The organism is Burkholderia sp. BCC0506 (assembly GCF_902833145.1).
In the GTDB taxonomy this organism is placed as follows: Bacteria; Pseudomonadota; Gammaproteobacteria; order Burkholderiales; family Burkholderiaceae; genus Burkholderia.
The window spans coordinates 507,010-529,287 of sequence record NZ_CADFEN010000005.1; the positions used below are offsets into that span (position 1 = coordinate 507,010).

Here is a 22,278-nt window from a genome sequence, read left to right on the forward strand (position 1 = left end):
CCGGTCAGGTCTTGTCGCCGATGCGGAAAATGCGCGTAAGCGGCGTTTTCGTCGTCGGTCCGAACCAGGCGTCGTAGATCTGCGCCGCGCGGCCATTCGCCTCGAGCCCCTTCAGCGTGTCGTTGACGAAGCCGAGCAGGCGCGTCTCGCCCTTCGGCACGCCGACGCCCATGTAGTCGTTCGAGATCGTGAACGCGGGGATCTCGTAGTTCTGCTTGTCGGGCACGTTCGCGAGCAGGCCGATCAGTTTCGGGCCGTCCTGCGTGATGGCCTGCACGTTGCCGGCGCGCAGCGCGGCGAACGCGAACGGCGTGTCGTCGTACGCGACGATCGTCGCCTTCGGGAATTTCTCGCGCAGCGTGATCTCGTTGGTCGTGCCCTTGTCCGCGCCGACGCGCAGGCCGTTCAGTTGGTCGGCCGATTTCAGCACGCCCTTCTTCGCGAGAAACTGCTGGCCCGACGAGAAATACGGAATGCTGAAGTCGACCTGTTTCGCCCGCTCGTCGGTGATCGTGAAGTTCGCGAGCACGAGGTCGACCTTGCCGGACGTCAGGAACGGGATGCGGTTCGCGGGGTTGGTCGGCTGCAGTTGCAGCTTCACGCCGAGCTTGTCGGCAAGCGCCTTCGCGTAATCGACGTCGAGACCGACGATGTGGTTGCTTTTCGCATCGACATAGCCGAACGGCGGATTGCTGTCGAACGTTGCGACGCGCAGCACGCCGGCCTTCCTGATGTCGTCGAGACGGTCTGCATGCGCGACGGTGCCTGCGGTCACGAGCGCGACCCCGACGAGCCACGTGGCGAGAGTGTGGATTTTCATGAGCACGACCTGTTTGTTATGGAGGCCACCGCGGATCGCGCGGCGGCACGGTTCGAAGAACATCGCGACGGAGTGTGCCGGCGCGAAGCCGCTAACGTATCAGCGCGTGCGGCGAATCCGAACCAACAAATGGTGCTTTGCTCTGCGGGTTTCGTGATGAGGCCGGGCCGGCTTGCGTGCGGGCCTCGCGCTCACGGAAACGTGAACGTGAATTCCGCGCCACCGCCGGCATAGCCGGGCGCCAGTTCTCCGTCCGCGCCGGTGCGAATGTACTGGGCTCGCAACGGCATCACGGCCAGGTCGCCGGACCGGCGCATCGGATACCTGGTGGCCGTGCCCGGCTCGCCGTAGGCGATCCGCTCGCCGCTCAGCCCATTCGTCATCACGATGTTGAACCCGCGCGCCACCGTCTGGCCGGCCGGCGCGCTGAGTTGCAGCAGCGTGCTGTCCGGATTCGGCCGGGCAGCCTTGTCGCGGAAGCTGATCGAAGGCTTCGCCGCGGCCGCGCACTGGTTGAGCGTGATATCGAAATCGACCGGCTTCGATGTCGTATTCACACTCGGAAACTGACTGACCGAAAATTTGCCGAGCGTGACCGGCACGATCATGCCCGACTGAATCTCGCAGCGGTTCGGCACCGTGATCTCGCATTCGCTGCCGATACAGACGTTGCCGACGCCGACGAAGAACTTGCCCTGCTTGCACAGATTGGGGGGCACCGTCGACTCCGGCACGGTCACGGTTGCGCCCTCCGATACGGCGCCTTTCGGAAAATCGATCGCATACAGCGCCACGGTCGGGTTGCCCGGCAGGCTCCTGACCACCAACTTCCCTTCCGGCAACTGGGAAACCGGCTGATCGAGCACCAGGAACTGCCGGAAGCGCATCACCCGCGCATCGGTCCCGCCACCCGACGGCAGGAGTGCGTTTTTCGCGGTCACCATCGGCAGGCCGCTTTGTCGCAGCGTACGCTCGACGCCATCGCCGGAAACGCCGACCCATTTGAAGCCGATGCCGGACACGTTCGTCTGCGCGACGCCATCCGGGACGACCGTGCCCGGCGCCCAGTGTCCGGCGCTCGCCAGCTCGTGCGCGCTCGACGCGTTGCCGTACTTGAACGCGACCATCAGCGTCACCGTGCGTTGATACAGCGTCGAGCCGACCGGCGTCGCACTCGTCAACGGGGTGATCATCCGCCAGGGTGTCGCATCGACGTTGCTGAACGTGCAATCCAGCGCCGTCGTGCCGCTGTTGCCTTGCGCCGCTGCAGGCGCGCAGAATGCGAGCGCCACGCATCCGGCCGTCGCGAATCGACGCATCGCCAGGCCTGCTTGCCTGAATCCGCGCCAGTGGATCGTCTTCATGGTGTTTCCCGTGGAAGCGGCGGCGGGCGCCATCTGCTTGCGATGGTCGCCCGCCGCCAGTCGCGTTACTCGATCACGCCAAGATTGAGGCCCGCGATCTTCTGCAGCGCAGCCTCGCCAGACACGATGCTGTTGCGGAACGTGCCGCGGTTGATGCCGACGAGACCGCCGAAGGTCTGAGTCGACGATCCGTTGACTCGCCCGCTTGCGGCAGCGCGCTCGACGAGGCCCGCGTTCATGCCGACGAAGCCGCCGAGCGCCGCGTAGCAGCCGGCGCCGATCGTCCCCGACGCCGACGCGTCGGTCACCGTGCCGAGGTTTTCACCGACAAACCCGCCCACCGTGCCCGACGTGCCGCCGGACACGTTGCCGGTGGCCGACGCGGTCGAGATCGTGCCGTACGTCATGTTGATGCCGGCGAAACCGCCGGCCGACGCGCCGGTTCCGGCGGATACATCGCCGCTCGCGTCGACGTTGGACAGTTCGGCCGAGTTGCTGCCGACGAAGCCGCCGGTCTTGCTGTAGCTGCCGCCGGTCGTCTTGCCGCGCGCGACGGCATGGGAAATCCGGCCGCCGGCGTGATTGCCGACGAAGCCGCCATTCGCGCCCTGCCCACCGCTGACCGCACCGTGCGCTTCCGCCATGTCGATTTCCGCGTCCGCGCCCATATTCATACCGACGAAGCCGCCGGTCGAACCCGTCGATGCGCTCGTGACCGCGCCCAGCGCCTTGCTGTCGGTCACCGCCCCCTGGTTCATTCCGACAAAACCGCCGATCGCCTGCGCATACCGGCCATCCACGATGCCGCTCGCGCTCGAACCCGCGATTTTGCCGGTGTTACTCCCGACGAGCCCGCCGGCCGCGCCGCCCGAGCCGCCCGTCACGCGCCCCAGTGCCGTCGCACCGGTGATGGTGCCCAACAGGTTCGCACCCACGAACCCGCCGACGTTCACGCCCGCCAGATTGAAGCCCGACGTGGTGCCGCGGCTCGTCGAGCCGACGATTTCCCCGCCGCGGTTCACGCCGACGAGGCCGCCGATCGACGCCAGATTCGATGCACCGCCCGATACGTTCGCGTTCGACTCGCCGTCCGACACGAGCCCCGCGTTCCGGCCCAGTCCGTTTTCGCCGACCAGGCCGCCGACCGCATACGACATGCCGTTGCCCGACACCGATCCGGTGTACGACGTGTGCAAGATGTCGCCGTGGTTGATGCCGACCAGACCGCCCAGCGCATTGCTGCGGCTGGCGCCGGCGCTCACCTGCATGTTCGTCGCGTTCACGTTCGAGATCGTGCCGACGTTCTCGCCCACCAACCCGCCGATGGCGACCGGCCCCACGCCCGACGCGGCGCTGACGCGCAGCGACTTCAGGTTGAGGTTGGCGAGGACGCCCGCGTTGCGACCGAACAACCCGGCATAGGGATCGTTGCTCGAGATCGTGAGGTTGCTGATCGTGTTGCCGAGGCCGTTGAACACGCCCGCGAACGACGCGCCCGAGCCGATCGTCTTGAATGTGCTGCCGTAGTACGAGCCGGCGATGTCGTTACCGAGCACGTACAGTCCGCCGAGGTTCGCATTGACGGCCTGCAATTGCTGCAGGTTCTGGATCACGGTGTAGCGATAGCCGTTCGATTCGAAGCCGGCTCCGGCACCCGACAGCGTCACCGCCGCGCCCCCCGTCAACGCATGCGCGACGCCGTAGTCGAGCGTAAGCAACGCGTTCGCGCCGGTCAGTGCGATCGGTGCCGCGATCGAGACGTTGTCCCGTGCCGCGATCGCCATGCGCGCATTCGCACCGGTTGCGCGCAGCGGCCCCTTGACCGATACGTCGCCCTGCTGGCTGGCCAGTTTCAGGCGGTTGCCGCTCGCCCACGTCACCGGCCCCTCGACCGACAGCGTGCCGCGTTCGGCCACCAGCTCGACGTCGGTCGTCGCGAGGTTGCGCGACAGCGTGTCGGCCACGATCGTGCCCGACTGGTTCGCGCCCGCCGTGACGCCCAGGTTCGAGGTCGCGATGCGCCAGGTGCCGCTGCGCCCGTTGACCGCGCGCGTATCGACCATCGTCCCGAGCGCGACCTTCACGTCGGCGCCGCGCGTGTCGACCGTACCACCGTTGCCCGGCGCCGTCGCGCTCGCGTTCAGCATGCCCGCGACATTGACCGTGCCGGCGTCGTACCCGTCCAGCGAGATTCGGCCCGCCGTGTTCCTGAGCGTTCTCGCCTCGATGCTGCCCTGGTTGTTGACCACCGTGCGCAGCACCGCATCGGCCGTCTTCGCGCTCATCAGTACCTGCCCGCCGTCGGCCTTCAGCAACTGTTCGTTGCTCGCCAGCGCGTTGACGATGCCCCGATCGATCTGCACGTTGAGCAGCTTGCCGCCGTCGAAATTCAGCGTCACGTCGCTGCCCGCACCGAGCGCGACGGTCCCCATCTGCGCCTGCACGATACCGCGGTTCGTCACGCGTGCGCCGAGCAGCGCGATCGAACCGCCTTCGCTCGCGACGAGATTGCCGAAGTTCTGCACCTCGGCCGGGGAGTCGCCGGAAAACCGCAGTCGACCTGCTTCGAAGTCTTCGTCCTTGATGTGCAGGGTCGTCGCGACCAGCCCGCCGACGTTGACCTGTGCCCCCTTGCCGAACAGGATGCCGTTCGGGTTCACGAGGAACACGCGGCCATTCGCGTCGAGTGCGCCGTAGATCGCGCTGCCGTCCTGACCGACGACGCGGTTCAGCGCGATCGACGTGGTGGACGGCTGGTTGAACGTGACGCGTTGCCCCTTGTCGATGTTGAACGACTTCCAGTTCGTCACCAGCTTGTCGGTATGCTGGTTGATCGACATCTGCTGCCCGTTGTCGTAGGTCAGCATGTCCGCCTTTCCGGACACGACGGTCCCGTCCACCGGCAATGCGTATGCGGACGTCAGCGTGCCGCCCGTGAGCAGCGCGAGCACCGCGACGGTACGCGCGCGCGTCGCGGATTTGCCGCGCCGACGTGCCCGCTCGCCGGCTACCTGCCAGACACCCTGCCTGCTGTTCCATACCAAAGCGTACGATTTGTTCACTTCATTTTTCCTTGTTGTGGTTGAATTCCTGCCGATTGCCCCGGCAGGACGGGTACTGCAAGCGATGTGCGAGGCGGGGCGAGCGCCGCGCGATATTCATGCGATGCGCCGTTGTCGTCGACCGCGTCGAACGTGATGTCGCCGGCATGGGTGTCGGCGTCCGCACCGATCGGGACATCCACACGATCGAACGGGGCGACCTCGACCGAGCCGTTCGCCAGCGCGACCGGTTCGCCGTTCAGCAGCAGGCGCGTGAGCGTCACGTAGTACGGCGTGGGATTGATCGCCGTGACCGGTGCGGTTGCGCTTCCGCCCGCGCGCGTCCACGCAAGCCGATTCGGTGCGTCGTCCGCCTCGCCGGCGAGACCGGCCGGCCGATACAGCACCTTCATCCTCAGCCGGTACGCGATGCGCAGCGTGTGGTCGCCCGCGCGGGCGGCCGGCGGCACTTCGAGCAAGTTGATCCAGAAGCGGGATTCGCGATCCGGTGCGAGCGCGCCGACAGCTTGCACGCGGATCGACAGCGACTGCGCCGGTTCGACACGCGCAAGCGGCGGCGTGACGACGAACGGCACGCGAAGATGGCTCGGATCGGCATTCGCGTCGCCGTCATCGAGCCACGCCTGCACGAGGATCGGCGCTTCACCGCCGTTGCGGGCCAGCATCGTCATCGCGTGCGCATCGCCCGGATAGACGAACCGCGTGCCGACCACGTACAACGCCGCGTCGCAGCGCATCGCGGCGGTGCTTGTCGCACCGGCGAGCAACACCACACGCACGACGCGGGCAGCCCTCGCGCGACCGCTCGAACGACGCGGCGGCACACCGCTCACCGATTCCGTACGAACAACGTAACCGCGCATCGCGCTAACGCTCCCGCACGGCGGACGGTTCGGCGACCAAAGGCGCCGTGGCCGATGCGCGGCAGGTACCGGGCAACGTCACGTAACCGCGGCCGGAACGTTGCGCATCCGGTATCGCGTAATCGATCACGCACTGCTGGTCCTCGCGCGTGCCCCATTCGACGCGAATCTGCCCGTCGTTGTCGGCGCTGCGCACGAACAGCCGGCTACCTTGGCCCACCACGCCGAGCGCAGCGCCCGAGCGCGCGTCGACGGCGCGGGCCGCGAACGGCAGCGGTCGGCCGTCTTCGGTCTGTGCGTCGATCAGCAAGGCGCGCGCCCTCAACGTGTCGTACGGCAGCAGCACGATCGAACCCGCACGCGGCGCCACGCTGTTCGACACCGTCTTCAGTTCCACATCCTCCGGAACGTCCTTCGGATCGATGTCGACGCGGTTCAGCTGATACGGAATCAGACTCGGCACGATCGCGTAACCGAACCGGTTGACACGTGCGCTCGTATTCGCCACCCGCGCGCCGCGCGCGTCCGGTGCATGCACGATACCGACCGTCTCGCTCAGCGTCGGCGCCGCGATCAGGCCGCCGCGATGCAGCACCAGGCCGCCCGTCGCATTCGCCGACGCCTGCTGATAGTCGCGCCCGAGCCCGATGTTCGCCGACAGCGACGTGGCCGGCATCTGATAGCCGACGCCGAAACTGCCCGACGATGCGCGGTGGTTACCGTCGTAGCTGGACGACAACGAGAACGATCCATCGCCCTGTTCGCCGAAGCGGCCGGCCAGGCTCGCGGTGGCGCTCGTGCCGGTGCTGCTGTCGTGCGTCATGAGCGTGCTGAAGGTCGGTGCACGGCGCGAGTTGCGTCCCAGCGGGATCGACAGGTTCACGCTCACGAGCGTGCCCGATCCGCCGCCGTACCATGGATCGCGTGTGGACAGATTGCGTACGCGCTGCACCGACGTGGTCAGCGTCGCATCGCGCCATTGCGTGCTGTAGCCGATCGTGAACCCGATCGACTGCCCTTTGCCGGCCCAGTAGCTGAGTGCCGACCCGTTTGCATAGACGCTCCCCGCGCGCCCGATCTGCTGACTCACGTTGAGGTCGACCCGGTTGCGCAACCGTGGGAATGACGCGGCGTCCGCGCCCTGGGCGCTGCTGCCGTTCAGCAGCAGCGCGTCGCGCAGCCCCAGATAACCCTTCGTCGAGTAGCGATACGCGAGCAGCGAGAAGTTCGTGCCGCTGTTCGGCAGGTTCTTGCTGTACGACACGCGAATACTCGAACCGGTCTGGCGCTCGCTGCCGGACGGTTGGGCCCGCGAGACCGTGACGTCCGTCGCGAAGCCGCCGATCGACGTATTGAGCGCGACCCCCATCAGTACCGATTGATAGCGGTTTGCAAACGCCGCGCCGCCGTAGGCGGTCACCGCGTTGCTGACGCCGCGCTGCACCGTGAACTGGCCGACGTACTGCGTGCCGATATCGCCGCCAAGTTCGATCGCGCGGCCGGCCATCGCGCTGAACCGCGTACTGCCAGGACGAAGCAATTGCACCGTCGTCGCGAACGGCACGACGAAGCTGCGCGTTTCGCCGTTGGCCTCGGTCACCGTCACGTTCAGGTCGCCGCCATAGCTCATCGCCTGCAGGTTGTCGATCGCGAACGGACCGGGCGCGACGGTCGTCTCGTGGACCAGATATCCGCGCTGGTAGATCGACACCTTCGCGTTCGTCTGCGCGACGCCCCGCACGACCGGCGCGTAATAGCGCTGTTCGTCGGGCAGCATCCGGTCGTCGCTGGCGATCTGCACGCCGCGAAACGACACCGCATCGAACAGCGCGCCGCTCGTCGAACTCTCGCCCGCGAGCAACTGGGCCTGCCAGTCCGGCAAGTCGGTTTGCGCATACACGTAGCCGCGCTGGTAGCGCGCGCCACCGCGTTGCGACCAGGTCAGGTTGCCGTTGTGGCGAATCCGGAACCGGCCCGCGCTCGCGCCCATCGACAGGCCCGTGTAGAACTGCGTGAATTCGGCGCCGCCGGAGCGCGTCGTAAACACGCTGGCGTTGTAGTTCACCAACGCGGCAGGCACACCGTTCGTCCAGTGCGCCGGATCGACGTAGGTGCTTTGGCTGGCCAGCCGCATGTAGAACTGCGGCACGGTCAGATACAGCTTCTGCTCGGCCGAGTCGAACGACAACTGCGCGCCGGGCACGTAACGCGACAGTGGCGCGCAGATCAACCCGTCGGGCATCGGGTTCGGCGGCTGGCTGGCGTCCTGACCGCGTTCGCTGCGATCGAGATCGACACCGACGCGCCGCAGCAGCGCGCGGTCATAGCATGGCGAAACGTCGCCGTGCTCGTCGGGGCGAAACGTGATGTCCTCGATGCCGCGCCACTGCCCGTTGACGATCAGATCCGCGCGGTGCTGACCGGCCGCCACGCCGTTCGGGCGCTCGAACGGCGTCGTATCGATCGGCGCGCTGCCGGCCCCGACCATCAGCATCGAATCGTCGAAATGCGTCGCGCCGGAGGGCCGCGCATCGCGCGAGGCCTTCGGATCGTTACCCCGATCGATCGTCTCGGCCAGCGCGCTGACGCTTGCCGCCATCGCAATCGATGCGACTGCCGACGCGACTGCTCGCCGGCACGGATGTTGCGGAGCAAACGGCGCCGGACACGAAGCAAATGAAAAGGGAAAACCTGCTGGACGCCGCATGTCGAGTGTCGATACAGTTGTTTTGCATGACGAATCGATATCGCGTATTCGCGGCATCCGGTTCGGCATGCTGGTTCGTGCCTCAAAGCCCGTTGCGTAGGCCGACGGATCAGTCGGTCAGTTTTTTGGTTATCGTGCTGCGTCCGCCGTAGTCGTCGATGACCATGTAGCGGACCGTCGCCGGCCGATGCGCACGCGCGCCGACACCCGGCAACGCGAAGCGCTCCGTACCGAACGGCGCCACCATGCCGCCACCGGCGGGCACGAACGTGCCGTCGATCTCGCCCTCCACCGACCCGAAGGAAACGTAGTAAGGCGTCGGATTGGAAACCTCGAGCGACACGCGGCGCTCGTTGTTGCGCTGCGGGTCGGCGGCCATCTTCCAGACCAGTTTGTCCGCCGCCAGGTCGACGTCGTTTGCGAGCGCGGCAGGTCGGTAAAACAACTTGATGCGCGTCCGAAATGCGAAACGCAGCATGTTGTCCTGGTCCTGCTCGGCCGCCGGCACCTCGAGCACGTTCAGCCAGAACACCGATTCGCGATCGGCGGGCAGCGGATCCTCCATCCGCGTAATGCGCAGCACGGCGCCTCGCCCCGCTTCGACGCGCGTGAGCGTCGGCGCGACGACGAACGGCGTGCGCATCTGCTCGGGCGGAACGTTCGCACGGCCGTCGTCGATCCAGCTCTGTGCGAGCACGGGCTGAGTTCCGGCGTTTTCCATCCGGACGGTCACGTCGCGGGTATGCTCGGGAAAAATCACCCGGGTACCGTTCAACAGCAGTGCCGCCTGCGCCAGCGACGCGCAGGCGGCCCACGCCACGACGCTCGCCACGGCTTTACGATAAGGAATGCGAATAGACAAGATCATGGCGTGGAGCGGAAATGGCATCGATCAGTGGTAAGCGAGCGTATAGCGGATGAACGAGTTACCCGTACCGGTCCCGACCGTGCTCTTCGTCGACACATACGCAGCCGAATAGGTCAGCGTCGCAGTGTTGTTCGCGATCGTCGCGACCTGCGCGTCGGTCATGTTCTGCGGTTGCCCGAGCGTGATCTTGCCGCTCTTGCCGTTGCCCGCGTCGCTGATCTGGATCTCGACGCCATCCGCCGGCTTGGTGCCGATGAGCTTCAGGTTGCCGGTTGCCGGGTTGATGTTGACCGACACGGGATCGAAATCGATCACGACCTTCGTGCCGTTGGTGCAACCCGTGTTACCGCCGATCTTCAGGTCGAACGTGACGGGCGTCGACGTCGCGCCGACCTTGTCGAACGTGCTCGGGCTGATGCGGTCGCCCAGTTGCACTTCCTGCCGGTTGCCCGGACCGGGCGCTTGGCCGTTGATGTTGCAGGTGACGTCGGAGATGCTGCCGTAGAAGGCGAGTTCGCCATCGAACGCGTGGGAGATCGACGGCACCAGTGCGGCACCGGCGATGGCAGCAGCAACACAACCCCGGACGAAATTCACTTTCATCTTTGATTCCTCTCAAAATGGATATCTTTCTCGAAACAGCCCGACCCACGTACGAACACTCGCCACGTCAATCGGATCGCCATATCCGGGACATGAAAATCAATTTGACCCTGAGAATTGACGATCGCGCCATTCTATTTGACCGCCCTTATTCCCGATATCGTACGAGTAAGAAATATGAGATTCATTTTTTGCCGTGCCGATATCACGGCTCGACCGACCGAAACACGGCGTCGAGAGCGCGTTCCGGGAGGCGTCCGAGCGTCATACGGCGATTCGGCCAGATGGAATATGCCAATGAGGCAAATACATGGACGGTAAAACTGTTTAATTCGCCGTCAACGTCTCTCTCTCGACGCGGAGATTTGTGAACTTTCTTAACGCCCCGGGCCTGAAATTAGGATAAGTCCGAATATGCCCCCCCTGATTTCACATACGGAACAGTGTTGCTCCGTTTATCGCGGTTTTAATTCTTCAAAGGGGGTGCCGCCGCGCGGCTGTACCGCATCGGCCAGAGGGTCGGTAAAAGAGAATGAATGTCCGTCGTACTGCCGCAGGACCGCCGCCGGCATCGCGGGCCGGCACGCCGCGTACAACGCCCGCGCATAAAAAAACGCCCGCTGCAAGCAGCGGGCGCGAATCCCAGTCAAGGAGGTGTCACACGAACTACGGGCTCAGGATAAGAGCATCGGCGGCGGCGAACAACGAAGCGATTGTGATATCGATATCGCACGTGCCTCGATGAGCTTGCGCGCGCGCCAGCCAACTCGTTCCCGATGAAAAAACGGCGCGCCGCCTGCGTGGCGGAGCGCCGTCGTGCTGCGTGTCGAGACGGACACCGGGCCGCGCCGGCCGGGCCGCCCCGCCGATCACGGTTCGTGACGCAGATACCCCTCCTTGCTCGGATCGCGCATCCGCCACGATACGATCAGCGAGATCGCGCACAGCGCGGTCACGTACCAGTAGAAGGTTTCCTCGCTGCCGATCGACTTGAACCACAACGCGACGTACTCGGCCGAACCGCCGAAGATCGCGTTCGCCACCGCATACGACAGGCCGACGCCCATCGCGCGCACTTCCGGCGGGAACATCTCGGCCTTGATGAGACCGCTGATCGACGTGTAGAAGCTGACGATCGCCAGCGCCACCGTGATCAGCACGAACGCGGCCACCGGGCTCGTCACGTCCTTCAGCGCATGCATCAGCGGCACCGTGCCGATCACCGCGAACGCACCGAACAGGATCATCGACGTGCGGCGGCCGATCTTGTCGGACAGCGCGCCGAACACCGGCTGCATCAGCATGTAGACGAGCAGCGCCACCGTCATCACGTTGCTGGCCGTCTTCGCATGCATGCCGGCCGTGTTCACGAGGTACTTCTGCATGTACGTCGTGAACGTATAGAAGATCAACGAGCCGCCGGCCGTGAAGCCGACCACCGTGAAGAACGCGCCCTTGTGCTGCCACACGCCGCGGATCGTGCCGGCGTCCTTCTTGTCGCGCGATGCGCTCGTCGACGTCTCGTCGAGCGATTTGCGCAGGTACAGCGAGATCAGCGCGGCCGCCGCGCCGACCACGAACGGAATGCGCCAGCCCCACGCCTTCAGTTCGCCGGCCGACAGCGTCTGCTGCAGGATCACGAGCACCAGCAGCGCACACAGCTGGCCGCCGATCAGCGTCACGTACTGGAACGACGCGAAGAAGCCGCGACGGCCCTTCAGCGCGACTTCACTCATGTAGGTCGCGCTCGTCCCGTACTCGCCGCCCACCGACAGCCCCTGGAACAGGCGCGCGACCAGCAGCAGCGCCGGCGCGAGCGCACCGATCTGCGCATAGGTCGGCAGCACCGCGATCACGAGCGACCCGCCGCACATCATCAGCACCGAGATCATCATCGCCGTGCGACGGCCGTGACGGTCGGCGATACGGCCGAACAGCCAGCCGCCGATCGGACGCATCAGGAAACCGGCCGCGAACACGCCGGCCGTGTTCAGCAGTTGCGTCGTCGTGTTGCCGCTCGGGAAGAACGCCGGCGCGAAGTACAGCGCGCAGAACGAGTAGATGTAGAAGTCGAACCACTCGACGAGGTTGCCCGACGAGGCGCCGACAATGGCGAACACGCGCCGCCGGGTGTCATGCGCGGACAGCGCAGCTTGGTCGGTCTGGACGTCCATGGATTGGTCTGTTCCTTTTAGTGCTTTCTGGGCGAGACGGCTGGAGCCGCCGCGTGCGGTCGCGCGTGGCACCGGTTCCGGCGCACGGCGCTACGGGATTTTAGCGAAATGTAAAGTAACGAGCGCTCCGGGTTCGTCCCGATGTAGAAAATTTTTCTCCCGCCTTGCGCGCGTCATATGAAAACGCCAGCCCTCCGGCTGGCGTCCGATGCAAACATTTTTCAAGCCGCGACGATCACACACGCACCTCGGGCGGCACGTAGCGGCACTCGTAGCGCTTGCGAACGGTACCGGCCTCGTCGACGCTTTCCAGGTACACGTCGAACTGCCAGAGCCGCGCCATGTGCTTGAGCACTTCGTCGCTGTCGTTGGACAGGTGGCGGTTGTCGGTCATGAAGTGACGCAGCGTGAGGCTACGGTCGCCGCGCGTGTTGACGGCCCACACCTGGATGTTCGGCTCGCGGTGATGGATGTCGTACTGCCGCGACAACGCCTGCCGCACGTACTGGTAGCCTGAATCGTCGTGGATCGCCGATACCTCGAGCGAATCGCGCATGTCGTCGTCGAGCACCGAGAAGAGCCGCATCTCGCGGATCAGGTTCGGCGACAGGTACTGCGCGATGAAACTCTCGTCCTTGAAGTTGCGCATCGCGTAGTGCATCGCCGGCAGCCACGGCGTGCCCGCGATCTCCGGAAACCACTTGTAGTCTTCCTCCGTCGGCGCTTCGCAGATCCTTCGGATGTCGCTCATCATCGAGAAACCGAGCGCATACGGGTTGATCCCGCTGTAGTACGGCTTCGTGACGGGCGGCTGGTAGACCACGTTGCTGTGCGAGTGCAGGAACTCCATCATGAAGCCGTCTTCCAGCTTCCCCTGGTTGTACAGCGTGTTGAGCAGCGTGTAGTGCCAGAACGTCGCCCAGCCTTCGTTCATCACCTGCGTTTGCCGCTGCGGGTAGAAATACTGGCCGATCTTGCGCACGATGCGGATCACTTCCCGCTCCCACGGTTCGAGCAGCGGCGCATTCTTCTCCGCGAAATACAGCAGGTTCTCCTGCGGCTCGGGCGGATAGCGGTCTTCCTGCTCTTCCATCAGCTCCGGCTTCTTGCCCGGCAGCGTGCGCCACAGTTCGTTCACCTGCGACTGCAGGTACGCCTCGCGCTCGCGCCGCAGCGCCGCTTCCTTCGACAGCGACGGTTTCTGCGGCCGCTTGTAGCGATCGACGCCGTAATTCATCAGCGCATGGCACGAGTCGAGCAGCTCCTCGACGCGGTCGAGCCCGTAACGCTCCTCGCATTCCGCGACGTAGTTCTTCGCGTACACGAGATAGTCGATGATCGCGTGCGCGTCGGTCCACAGCCGGAACAGGTAGTTGCCCTTGAAGAACGAGTTGTGCCCGTACGCCGCGTGCGCGATGACGAGCGCCTGCATCGTCATCGTGTTCTCTTCCATCAGATACGCGATGCACGGGTTCGAATTGATGACGATTTCGTAAGCCAGGCCCATCTGGCCGCGGCGATAGCTCTTCTCGGTCGCGAGGAAGTGCTTGCCGAACGACCAGTGACGGTAGTTGACGGGCATCCCGACCGACGCGTACGCATCCATCATCTGCTCGGCGCTGATCAGCTCGAGCTGGATCGGGTAGATGTCGAGCTCGTATTGTTCGGCGACCTGCGAGATGTGCGTGTCGTATTCCTCGAGCAATTCGAACGTCCAGTCGGACGGGCACGGCAGTGGCTTGCGTTCGGCAACGTTCATACGCGCTTCCTTTTGCCCGGAACCGGGCAAGTCGGCGGCCGGCGGCGGCGGTTCGGCCTGCCCGCGTTGCTGCGGTGCGGCAGGGCCGGCCGTGTCGTCGCCGGAAGGGCGCGGCTCGTAGCCGCGCGACTCGTTGTGCAGATGGCGGGTCGTCATGACATTTCCACCTGCTTTTCGAACAATTCGCGAAACACCGGGTAAATGTCCGCAGCCGATTCCACTTTTTTCATCGCGAGATGCGGTTGCGACAAGGCCAGTTGCGCGTATTCCAGCCACAGATTCTGCTCTTCCGGCGCGACCTGGATATACGCGAAGTAACGCGTCTTGGTGAGGATATCCTCTTCCAGGATTTTGCGACACTTGGGCGAATCGTCGGTCCAGTTGTCGCCGTCGGACGCCTGCGCGCCGTAGATGTTCCACTCGGTCGGCGAGTAGCGCTCGTCCATCACCTTGCGCATCAGTTCGAGCGCGCTCGACACGACCGTGCCGCCGCTTTCGGTCGAATGGAAGAAGGTATCCTCGTCGACTTCCTCGGCGCGCGTGTGGTGCCGGATGAACACGACTTCGATGCGCTCGTAGTTGCGCTTGAGGAACAGGTACAGCAGGATGAAGAAGCGCTTCGCGAGATCCTTGCGCTGCTCGTCCATCGAGCCCGACACGTCCATCAGGCAGAACATCACGGCCTGGCTCGACGGTTGCGGCTGCTTCACGCGGTTGATGTAGCGCAGGTCGAACGGATCGATGAACGGAATCCGCCAGATGCGCCCTTTCAGATGATGGATCTCGGCCTCGAGCGTCGCGATTTCCGCGCGGCGGTCTTCGGGGTCGTTCTTCAGCGCTTCCAGCTGCGCCTCGAGCTCGCGCAGCTCGTTGACGAGCGGCGAGCCGAGCGCGATGCGCCGGCCGAGCGCGCTGCGCAGCGAACGCACCACGTCGATGTTGTTCGGCGTGCCTTCCGCCGACCAGCCCGCGCGCACGTTTTTCCAGCTCGGCACGGTCAGCAGGTGCGTCTTCACGAGGCGCGGCAGTTCGAGATCGTCGAAGAAATACTGCATGAACTCGTCGCGCGACAGCTCGAACACGAAGTCGTCCTGCCCTTCGCCCTCGTTGCTCGCCTGGCTCCCGCCGCCGCCCGAGCCGCCCTGCGGACGCGGAATCTTGTCGCCGCGCACGTAGTCCTCGTTGCCGGGGTGCACGTACTCGCGACGCCCGCCCGGCGCGTGCCGGAAATTCGGCTCCGCGATGTCCTTGCGCGGGATCGTGATGCTCTGCGTGCTCTGGATATCCTTGATGCTACGGTCGCGCACCGCGTCGGACACGGCACGACGAATGTAGTTCTTGACGCGACGCAGAAAGCGTTCGCGATTGGCGATGCTCTTGTTCTTGCCGGCCAGCCTGCGGTCGATGATTTGATGAAGCACTCCCGGTCTCCCGCTCGAAAGTCGATCTGCCGGGGCACTCGCCGCGCATGCTGTCTGCCGTCATGCGGGCGGCGCCTCTGAAAGCGCCCGTACGGACTCGCCATACGGGCACGATACCGCGCGTGTCATGACGACTTGCGCACGCGCAGGTACCAGTCGCAAAGCAGCCTCACCTGCTTCGGCGTATAGCCCTTCGCGACCATCCGGTTCACAAAGTCCTCATGCTTGCGCTGCTCCTCCGCCGAGCCCTTCGCGTTGAACGAAATGACCGGCAACAGTTCCTCGGTATTCGAGAACATCTTCTTCTCGATCACGACGCGCAACTTCTCGTAGCTCGTCCACACCGGGTTCTTGCCGGCGTTCGCCGCCCGTGCGCGCAACACGAAGTTCACGATCTCGTTGCGGAAATCCTTCGGATTGCTGATCCCGGCCGGCTTCTCGATCTTCTCCAGCTCCGCGTTCAGCGCGGCCCGGTCGAAGCTCTCGCCCGTGTCGTGATCGCGGAATTCCTGGTCCTGGATCCAGAAGTCCGCATACGTGACGTAGCGATCGAAGATGTTCTGACCGTATTCCGAATACGACTCGAGGTAGGCCGTCTGAATCTCCTTGCCGATGAATTCCGCGTAGCGCGACGCGAGCACGTCCTTCACGAACGACAGGTACTTCTGCTCCGTTTCCGGCGGGAACTGCTCGCGTTCGATCTGCTGCTCGAGCACGTACATCAGATGCACCGGGTTCGCCGCGACCTCGCTCGTGTCGAAGTTGAACACGCGCGACAGGATCTTGAACGCGAAGCGCGTCGACACGCCCGTCATCCCTTCGTCCACGCCCGCGTAGTCGCGATACTCCTGGTACGACTTCGCCTTCGGATCGGTGTCCTTCAGGTTTTCGCCGTCGTACACCTGCATCTTCGAGAACAGGCTCGAATTCTCCGGCTCGTGCAGGCGCGACAGCACCGAGAACTGCGACATCATCTTCAGCGTGCCCGGCGCGCACACGGCCTCGGCCAGCGACGAATTGCGGATCAGCTTCTCGTAGATCTTGATCTCTTCCGACACGCGCAGGCAGTACGGCACCTTCACGACGAAGATCCGGTCGAGCAGTGCCTCGTTGTTGCGGTTGTTGCGGAAGGCCTTCCACTCCGACTCGTTCGAGTGCGCAAGAATCACGCCGTCGAACGGAATCGCGCCGAAACCTTCGGTACCCTTGAAGTTGCCTTCCTGCGTGGCGGTCAGCAGCGGGTGCAGCACCTTGATCGGCGCCTTGAACATTTCGACGAATTCGAGCAGGCCCTGGTTCGCGAGACACAGGCCGCCCGAGTAGCTGTACGCGTCGGCATCGTCCTGCGCGTACTGTTCGAGCTTGCGGATATCGACCTTGCCGACCAGCGACGAGATGTCCTGATTGTTCTCGTCGCCCGGCTCCGTCTTCGCGATGCCGACCTGCCGCAGGATCGACGGATAGCGGCGCACCACGCGGAACTGGCGAATGTCGCCGTTGTATTCGTGCAGGCGCTTCACGGCCCACGGACTCAGGATGCTTTTCAGGTAGCGGCGCGGAATGCCGTACTGTTCCTCGAGGATCGGACCATCCTCGTCGTAGTCGAACAGCCCGAGCGGCGATTCGTTGACGGGCGAACCCTTCAGCGAATAGAACGGCACGCGCTCCATCAGTTGCTTCAGGCGCTCGGCGATCGACGACTTGCCGCCGCCCACCGGGCCCAGCAGATAGAGGATCTGCTTCTTCTCTTCAAGGCCTTGCGCAGCGTGGCGGAAGTACGCCACCACCTGCTCGATCACCTCCTCCATTCCGTAGAACTCACGGAATGCCGGATACACCTTGATGACCTTGTTCGCGAAGATCCGCGACAGGCGCGGGTCGTTGCGGGTATCGATCTGTTCAGGTTCCCCGATTGCTGCCAGCATGCGTTCACCAGCCGTCGCGTACGCGGATGGATCGTTCTTGCAGAGCGCGAGATACTCCTCCAGCGAGAGCTCTTCCTCTCGCGTTTTTTCGAAGCGGTTCGCGAAGCTGCTGTAAATATCCATGCTACCTCCCTCGCCTGAGTCTGAAGACGGGCCTGCCTTCGTATGACTGCGCAGAAGCAAGCGCGTTCGAATTCATCCTAAACCCTTTCTTATTTTTTTTCACGAACTCTTCGTATGAAGTTCGTCATTCTCGACAACACCGCTTGGACAACGCATTTCGCCGTTTTACAATCGATCTCCCGGGCCGCAGAAACTGCATCCGCCGCGTCTCGTCGAACATCGAAACCTCTCGTGCGTTGGACACCTCCGACGTCGCCGCTTCCCCCCTTCATCCCTATACGCTCGAGCGAGCGCGTGCGATGACACGCCGCGCGCACCGTTACAAATTTTTTTCGCCGCCCCTTACGGACATACCCGTACGACGAACGCAGGAACGCGACGTGCACGCGGCGCTTCTCCGCGTGTCCGTCGGAGCGCGACACGCGACACGGATCGCGATGCGCGATCGATCGTCCGCGTTGTCACATTTCGTCCGTCGCGCAAACGACGACGCCCGCGCAGCGCGGGCGTCGTTCTTCACCTCTTCACCAAATGGGGATAGATACGCGGCGCGCGCGGATCAGAACGTCTCCCAGTCGTCGCCGCCGGCGGTCGCGGCCGCCGGCGCGGGGGCGGCCGATACGGCGGCAGGCTTGCGCGGCGGCACCGCGGCGCCCGCGCGTTTCGGCGCGGCCTCGCGTTCGACGCGCGCCGCAGCCGGTGCGGGCGCCGCCGGCGGCGTGGAAGATGCATGACGCGCTGCAACCGCAACGGCGGTGCCCGCGCGTGCCGCTTCGTCGTCGAGCTGGAATACCGCCGCCGTTTCGCGCAGGCGCGTCGCCTGTTCGTCGAGCGCTTGCGCGGCGGCCGCGGCTTCCTCGACGAGCGCGGCATTCTGCTGCGTGACCTCGTCCATTTGCGCGACCGCGCGCGCCACCTGGTCGATCCCGCCGCTCTGTTCCTCGGAGGCCGCCGCGATCTCGCCCATGATGTCCGTCACGCGCTGGACCGCGCCGATCACGTCGCTCATCGTGCGCCCGGCTTCGTCGACCAGTGTGGAGCCCGTCCGGATGCGCTCCACCGACGCGTCGATCAGCGCCTTGATTTCCTTCGCCGCGCTCGACGAACGCTGCGCGAGGCTGCGCACTTCGCCCGCGACGACCGCGAAGCCGCGGCCTTCCTCGCCCGCCCGCGCGGCTTCGACCGCCGCATTCAGCGCAAGAATGTTGGTCTGGAACGCGATTCCCTCGATGATCGCGATGATGTCCGCGATTTTCGCCGAACTGTCGTTGATTTCGCCCATCGTGCCGACCACCTGGCCGACCACCGTATTCCCCTTGTTTGCAATTTCGGACGCATTCGCGGCCAGCGAGCTTGCCTGGCGCGCATTGTCCGCGTTCTGCTTCACGGTGCCCGTCAGTTGCTCCATGCTCGACGCGGTTTCCTGCAGCGCAGCCGCCTGTTCCTCCGTGCGCGACGACAGGTCGATGTTACCGGCCGCGATCTGGCGGGCCGCGGTCGCGATCGACTCGCTGCCGCCGCGCACGGTGCGCACCGTATCGACGAGTCCGCGCTGCATCCGCCCGAGCCCTTCCAGCAACTGGCCCATCTCGTCGCGCCGGTTCACGACGATCGGCCGGCGCAGGTCGCCTGCGGCGATCGCGTCGAAATGCGACAGCGCGTCGGCAATCGGGCGTCCGATCGCGCGGCTCAGCGTCAGCCACGACAGCACCGCGGCGCCGATGCCGGCCAGCAGCACGACGATCGACAGCATGCGCATCGTCTCGAACACCGACTCCGCCCGATCGAAGCCCGCCTGCGCATCGGTGAACTGGAAGTTGCGCAGCGCTTCGCCGGCCACGGCCAAATCGTTGAAGCGTGCCTGAAGCTGCTTCGCACCCTCGCCGATCCGGTCGTGATCGCCGGCCCCGATCGCACTCGCGAACGCGTCGCAACTGTCCTGCAGCGCCTTGCGCCGGGCGGCGACGTCCTGTGCGAGCCGATCCTCGTCGGCGCCGCGCGGCAGGGCGAGGTATTTCTGCCACCACGCGTCCGACTGCGTACGCATCGCGCGGCTGCGCTCCACGGCCGCCGCCGAGTCGGGTGTGCCGGCCAGCAACGCGGCCCGGTCGAGTGCGAGGCGCTCGCGCGCGGCGAACATTTCGGCGACCGCCACGTCGACCGCGCTCGGCATCTGGTTCGTGAAAATTTCGCGCGTCGAATCATTCGAACGCGTCATCCCGTACAGACCGAGCACGCCGGTGACACCCAGCAGTACCGCCAGAAACGCCATCGTCAAACCGATGCGCGCACGAATCGTCAGGTTCCTGAACACCATCATCCACCCTGTGTTGCGTCGTCATGAACGGGCCCGGCCCGTTGGCTCGAAGCATTGCTTCACTCGGTGCATTTACGACCGTGTGACGCATAACTTGATGGTTTTGCCGCCATTATTTCGAATTATTCGTCTGTTTATTACAGATTACTGAATAATTGACGCAATTCGGGTCGGGACGGAGAAACAGCAGGAAAGAGATGTCGGCAGCCGATGCACTGCCCACCGCGCGACCGCGCCGCCTCGTACGGCTGGCCGGCCACGCGGTGGCGTCGGAAACCGGTGATCCGGCCCTAGTCGGCCAGCTCGGCGCGTGTCGGAATCGACGGCTGCGCGCCCGCGCGCGTGACCGACAGCGCCGCCGCCCGTTGCGCGAAGCGGATGGCCGTGTCGACGTCCGCGCCGGCCGCAAGTCGCGCGGAGAAGCCGCCGATGAAGGTGTCGCCGGCCGCCGTCGTGTCGACGGCCTGCACGAGCGGCGCCGGATAGTGGCGCGCGGTGCCGTCGGCCGTCAGCGCGAGCACGCCGCGCGCGCCGAGCGTGACCAGCACGTTGCGCGCGCCGCCGGCCTGGAGCGCCCGTGCGGCGGTTTCGGCTTCCACGGGGTCGCGCACGGGCAACCCGGTCAGCGCAGCCGCCTCGACTTCATTCGGAATCAGGTAGTCGACGAGCGGCAGCCAGCCGTCCGGCAGCGGCGCGACGGCCGGGGCCGGATTGAGCACCACCGTGCGGCCGAGCCGGCGCCCGGCCGACAGTGCCGCGAACACCGCGGCCGGTGGCGTCTCGAGCTGGCAGATCAGCACGTCGGCCGCCGCCAGCGCGGCTTCGTGCCGCGCAATCGTGTCGGTCGTGACCTCGCCGTTGCCGCCTGCAACGATCACGATCGCGTTCTGGCTCGCATCGTCGACGACGATCAGCGCGACGCCGGTCGACGCCGACGCGCTCGTCGCGAGCCCCGTGCAGTCGATTCCCTCGGCCTCGAGGCCCGCGCGCAGCGCCGTGCCGTGCGCATCCGCGCCGACGCATCCGATCATCGCGACCTGCGCGCCGAGCCGGGCGGCGGCGACGGCCTGGTTGCCGCCCTTGCCGCCCGCCGCTTGCGCAAACGCATGCCCGGCGAGCGTTTCGCCCGGCAGCGGCAGCCGCGGCGCCCGCACGACGAGATCCATGTTGAGGCTGCCGACCACCGTCACGCGGCCGGCGCCCTTTGCCGTCGCCGTCATGCGCGGCCGCCCGGTGCGGCCGGTTCGCGATAGACCGCCGTCGATTCGCGCAGCACGAGGCGCGGCGACACGACGCGGCGACGGCTCGGCACGGCACGGCGGCCGAACCGCCGCCGATCCGTTCGATCAGCGTCTGCGCGGCCATTTCGCCGAGCGCGCGCACCGATTGGCCCACCGTCGACAGCGCCGGATACGTGTAGCGGGAAAACTCGATGTCGTCGAAGCCGATGATCGAACAGTCGTCGGGCACCCGCAGCCCGCGCTCGGCCGCCGCGCGCAGCGCGCCGACGCCCATCAGGTCGTTGCCCGCGAAGATCGCGCTCGGCCGCACCGATTCGAACAGCCGCGACGCCGCGTGATAGCCGCCCAGGCACGAGAAATCGCTTTCGGCGATCGCGCCCGGCACGATGTCGACGCCGCGCTCGGCCATCGCGCGGATGAAGCCGTGCACGCGCATCGCGCTGACGGCGGTGTCGGTCGGCCCGGTGATGCAGCCGATCTTCGCGTGCCCGAGTTCGAGCAGGTGGCGCGTCGCCAGATACGCGCCGCGCTCGTGGTCGATCTGCACGAGATCGGCCGCGAGCCCCTCGATGTTGCGGTCGACGACGACGAGCGGCGCGTGCGTGTCGGCCAGCGTCTGCGCGAGCACCGCATCCTCGCCCGCCGACGCGACGATCAGTCCGTCGATGCGCTTTTCCTGCAACACGCGCAGGTAGTTGCGCTGCTTCACGGGATCGTCGTCCGAATTGCAGAAGAACACGCAATAGCCGTTGGCCGCGCACTGATCCTCGATGCCGCGCGCAAGCTCCGCGAAGTACGGATTCGTGCTGTTCGGCACGACAAGGCCGATCGTTGCCGTCGCCCGCGCCTTCAGCGAGCGCGCCACGGCCGATGGCACGTAGTTCAGCTCGCGGATCGCGCCCTCGACCTTCGCACGCACATCCGCGGACACCGGCCGCGAATTGTTCACCACGTGCGAGACGGTCGTAAACGACACGCCCGCCATGGCCGCCACATCCTTGATCGTCGCCATTTCCCGTTTCTCTCTGGTC

The 22,278-nt window shown here is 65.5% G+C and carries 13 protein-coding genes and 1 pseudogene; all 14 read right to left on the reverse strand.

Annotated elements, in window-relative coordinates; all coding sequences use genetic code 11:
- Nucleotides 1-4: 4 nt before the first annotated feature.
- On the reverse strand, nt 5-820 hold the full coding sequence (locus HWX62_RS14720; RefSeq protein WP_175929235.1) for an ABC transporter substrate-binding protein: 816 nt from the start codon (nt 818-820) through the stop codon (nt 5-7).
- A 191-nt stretch (nt 821-1,011) separates the two neighbouring features.
- Nucleotides 1,012-2,184 (reverse strand): fimbrial protein, encoded by a 1,173-nt coding sequence (locus tag HWX62_RS14725; RefSeq protein WP_175929236.1) that lies wholly within the window; start codon nt 2,182-2,184, stop codon nt 1,012-1,014.
- Nucleotides 2,185-2,249: 65 nt separating this feature from the next.
- On the reverse strand, nt 2,250-5,246 hold the full coding sequence (locus HWX62_RS14730) for a filamentous hemagglutinin N-terminal domain-containing protein (RefSeq protein WP_175929237.1): 2,997 nt from the start codon (nt 5,244-5,246) through the stop codon (nt 2,250-2,252).
- Nucleotides 5,243-5,983: a fimbria/pilus periplasmic chaperone gene (locus HWX62_RS14735; RefSeq protein WP_244136042.1), complete on the reverse strand. Its 741-nt coding sequence runs from the start codon at nt 5,981-5,983 to the stop codon at nt 5,243-5,245. The genes HWX62_RS14730 and HWX62_RS14735 overlap by 4 nt, the downstream gene beginning before the upstream one ends.
- Nucleotides 5,984-6,113: 130 nt before the next feature.
- Entirely contained in the window at nt 6,114-8,708 is a 2,595-nt protein-coding gene (locus HWX62_RS14740; RefSeq protein ID WP_175929239.1) for a fimbria/pilus outer membrane usher protein, read from the reverse strand.
- Nucleotides 8,709-8,925: 217 nt separating this feature from the next.
- Nucleotides 8,926-9,684 carry a fimbria/pilus periplasmic chaperone gene (locus HWX62_RS14745; RefSeq protein ID WP_175929240.1) on the reverse strand — a complete coding sequence of 253 codons (759 nt, stop codon included), beginning with the start codon at nt 9,682-9,684 and terminating at the stop codon, nt 8,926-8,928.
- A 24-nt stretch (nt 9,685-9,708) separates the two neighbouring features.
- The gene (locus HWX62_RS14750) at nt 9,709-10,287 is read right to left on the reverse strand and encodes a fimbrial protein (protein ID WP_175929241.1); all 579 of its coding nucleotides are present in this window, start codon (nt 10,285-10,287) and stop codon (nt 9,709-9,711) included.
- Between the two features lie 869 nt (nt 10,288-11,156).
- Nucleotides 11,157-12,461: an MFS family transporter gene (locus HWX62_RS14755; protein ID WP_175929242.1), complete on the reverse strand. Its 1,305-nt coding sequence runs from the start codon at nt 12,459-12,461 to the stop codon at nt 11,157-11,159.
- A gap of 235 nt (nt 12,462-12,696) precedes the next feature.
- On the reverse strand, nt 12,697-14,376 hold the full coding sequence (locus HWX62_RS14760) for a SpoVR family protein (RefSeq protein ID WP_175929243.1): 1,680 nt from the start codon (nt 14,374-14,376) through the stop codon (nt 12,697-12,699).
- On the reverse strand, nt 14,373-15,641 hold the full coding sequence (locus HWX62_RS14765; RefSeq protein ID WP_175929244.1) for a YeaH/YhbH family protein: 1,269 nt from the start codon (nt 15,639-15,641) through the stop codon (nt 14,373-14,375). The genes HWX62_RS14760 and HWX62_RS14765 overlap by 4 nt, the downstream gene beginning before the upstream one ends.
- Before the next feature lie 125 nt (nt 15,642-15,766).
- Nucleotides 15,767-17,689 carry a PrkA family serine protein kinase gene (locus HWX62_RS14770; RefSeq protein ID WP_175929245.1) on the reverse strand — a complete coding sequence of 641 codons (1,923 nt, stop codon included), beginning with the start codon at nt 17,687-17,689 and terminating at the stop codon, nt 15,767-15,769.
- A gap of 559 nt (nt 17,690-18,248) precedes the next feature.
- Nucleotides 18,249-20,006, reverse strand: a complete 1,758-nt coding sequence (locus HWX62_RS14775; RefSeq protein WP_175929294.1) for a methyl-accepting chemotaxis protein — start codon at nt 20,004-20,006, stop codon at nt 18,249-18,251.
- 290 nt (nt 20,007-20,296) lie between these two features.
- Nucleotides 20,297-21,226 (reverse strand): ribokinase, encoded by a 930-nt coding sequence (gene rbsK, locus HWX62_RS14780; RefSeq protein ID WP_175929246.1) that lies wholly within the window; start codon nt 21,224-21,226, stop codon nt 20,297-20,299.
- Nucleotides 21,223-22,259, reverse strand: a pseudogene (locus HWX62_RS14785) (LacI family DNA-binding transcriptional regulator). The gene rbsK and the pseudogene HWX62_RS14785 overlap by 4 nt, the downstream one beginning before the upstream one ends.
- Nucleotides 22,260-22,278: the final 19 nt, after the last annotated feature.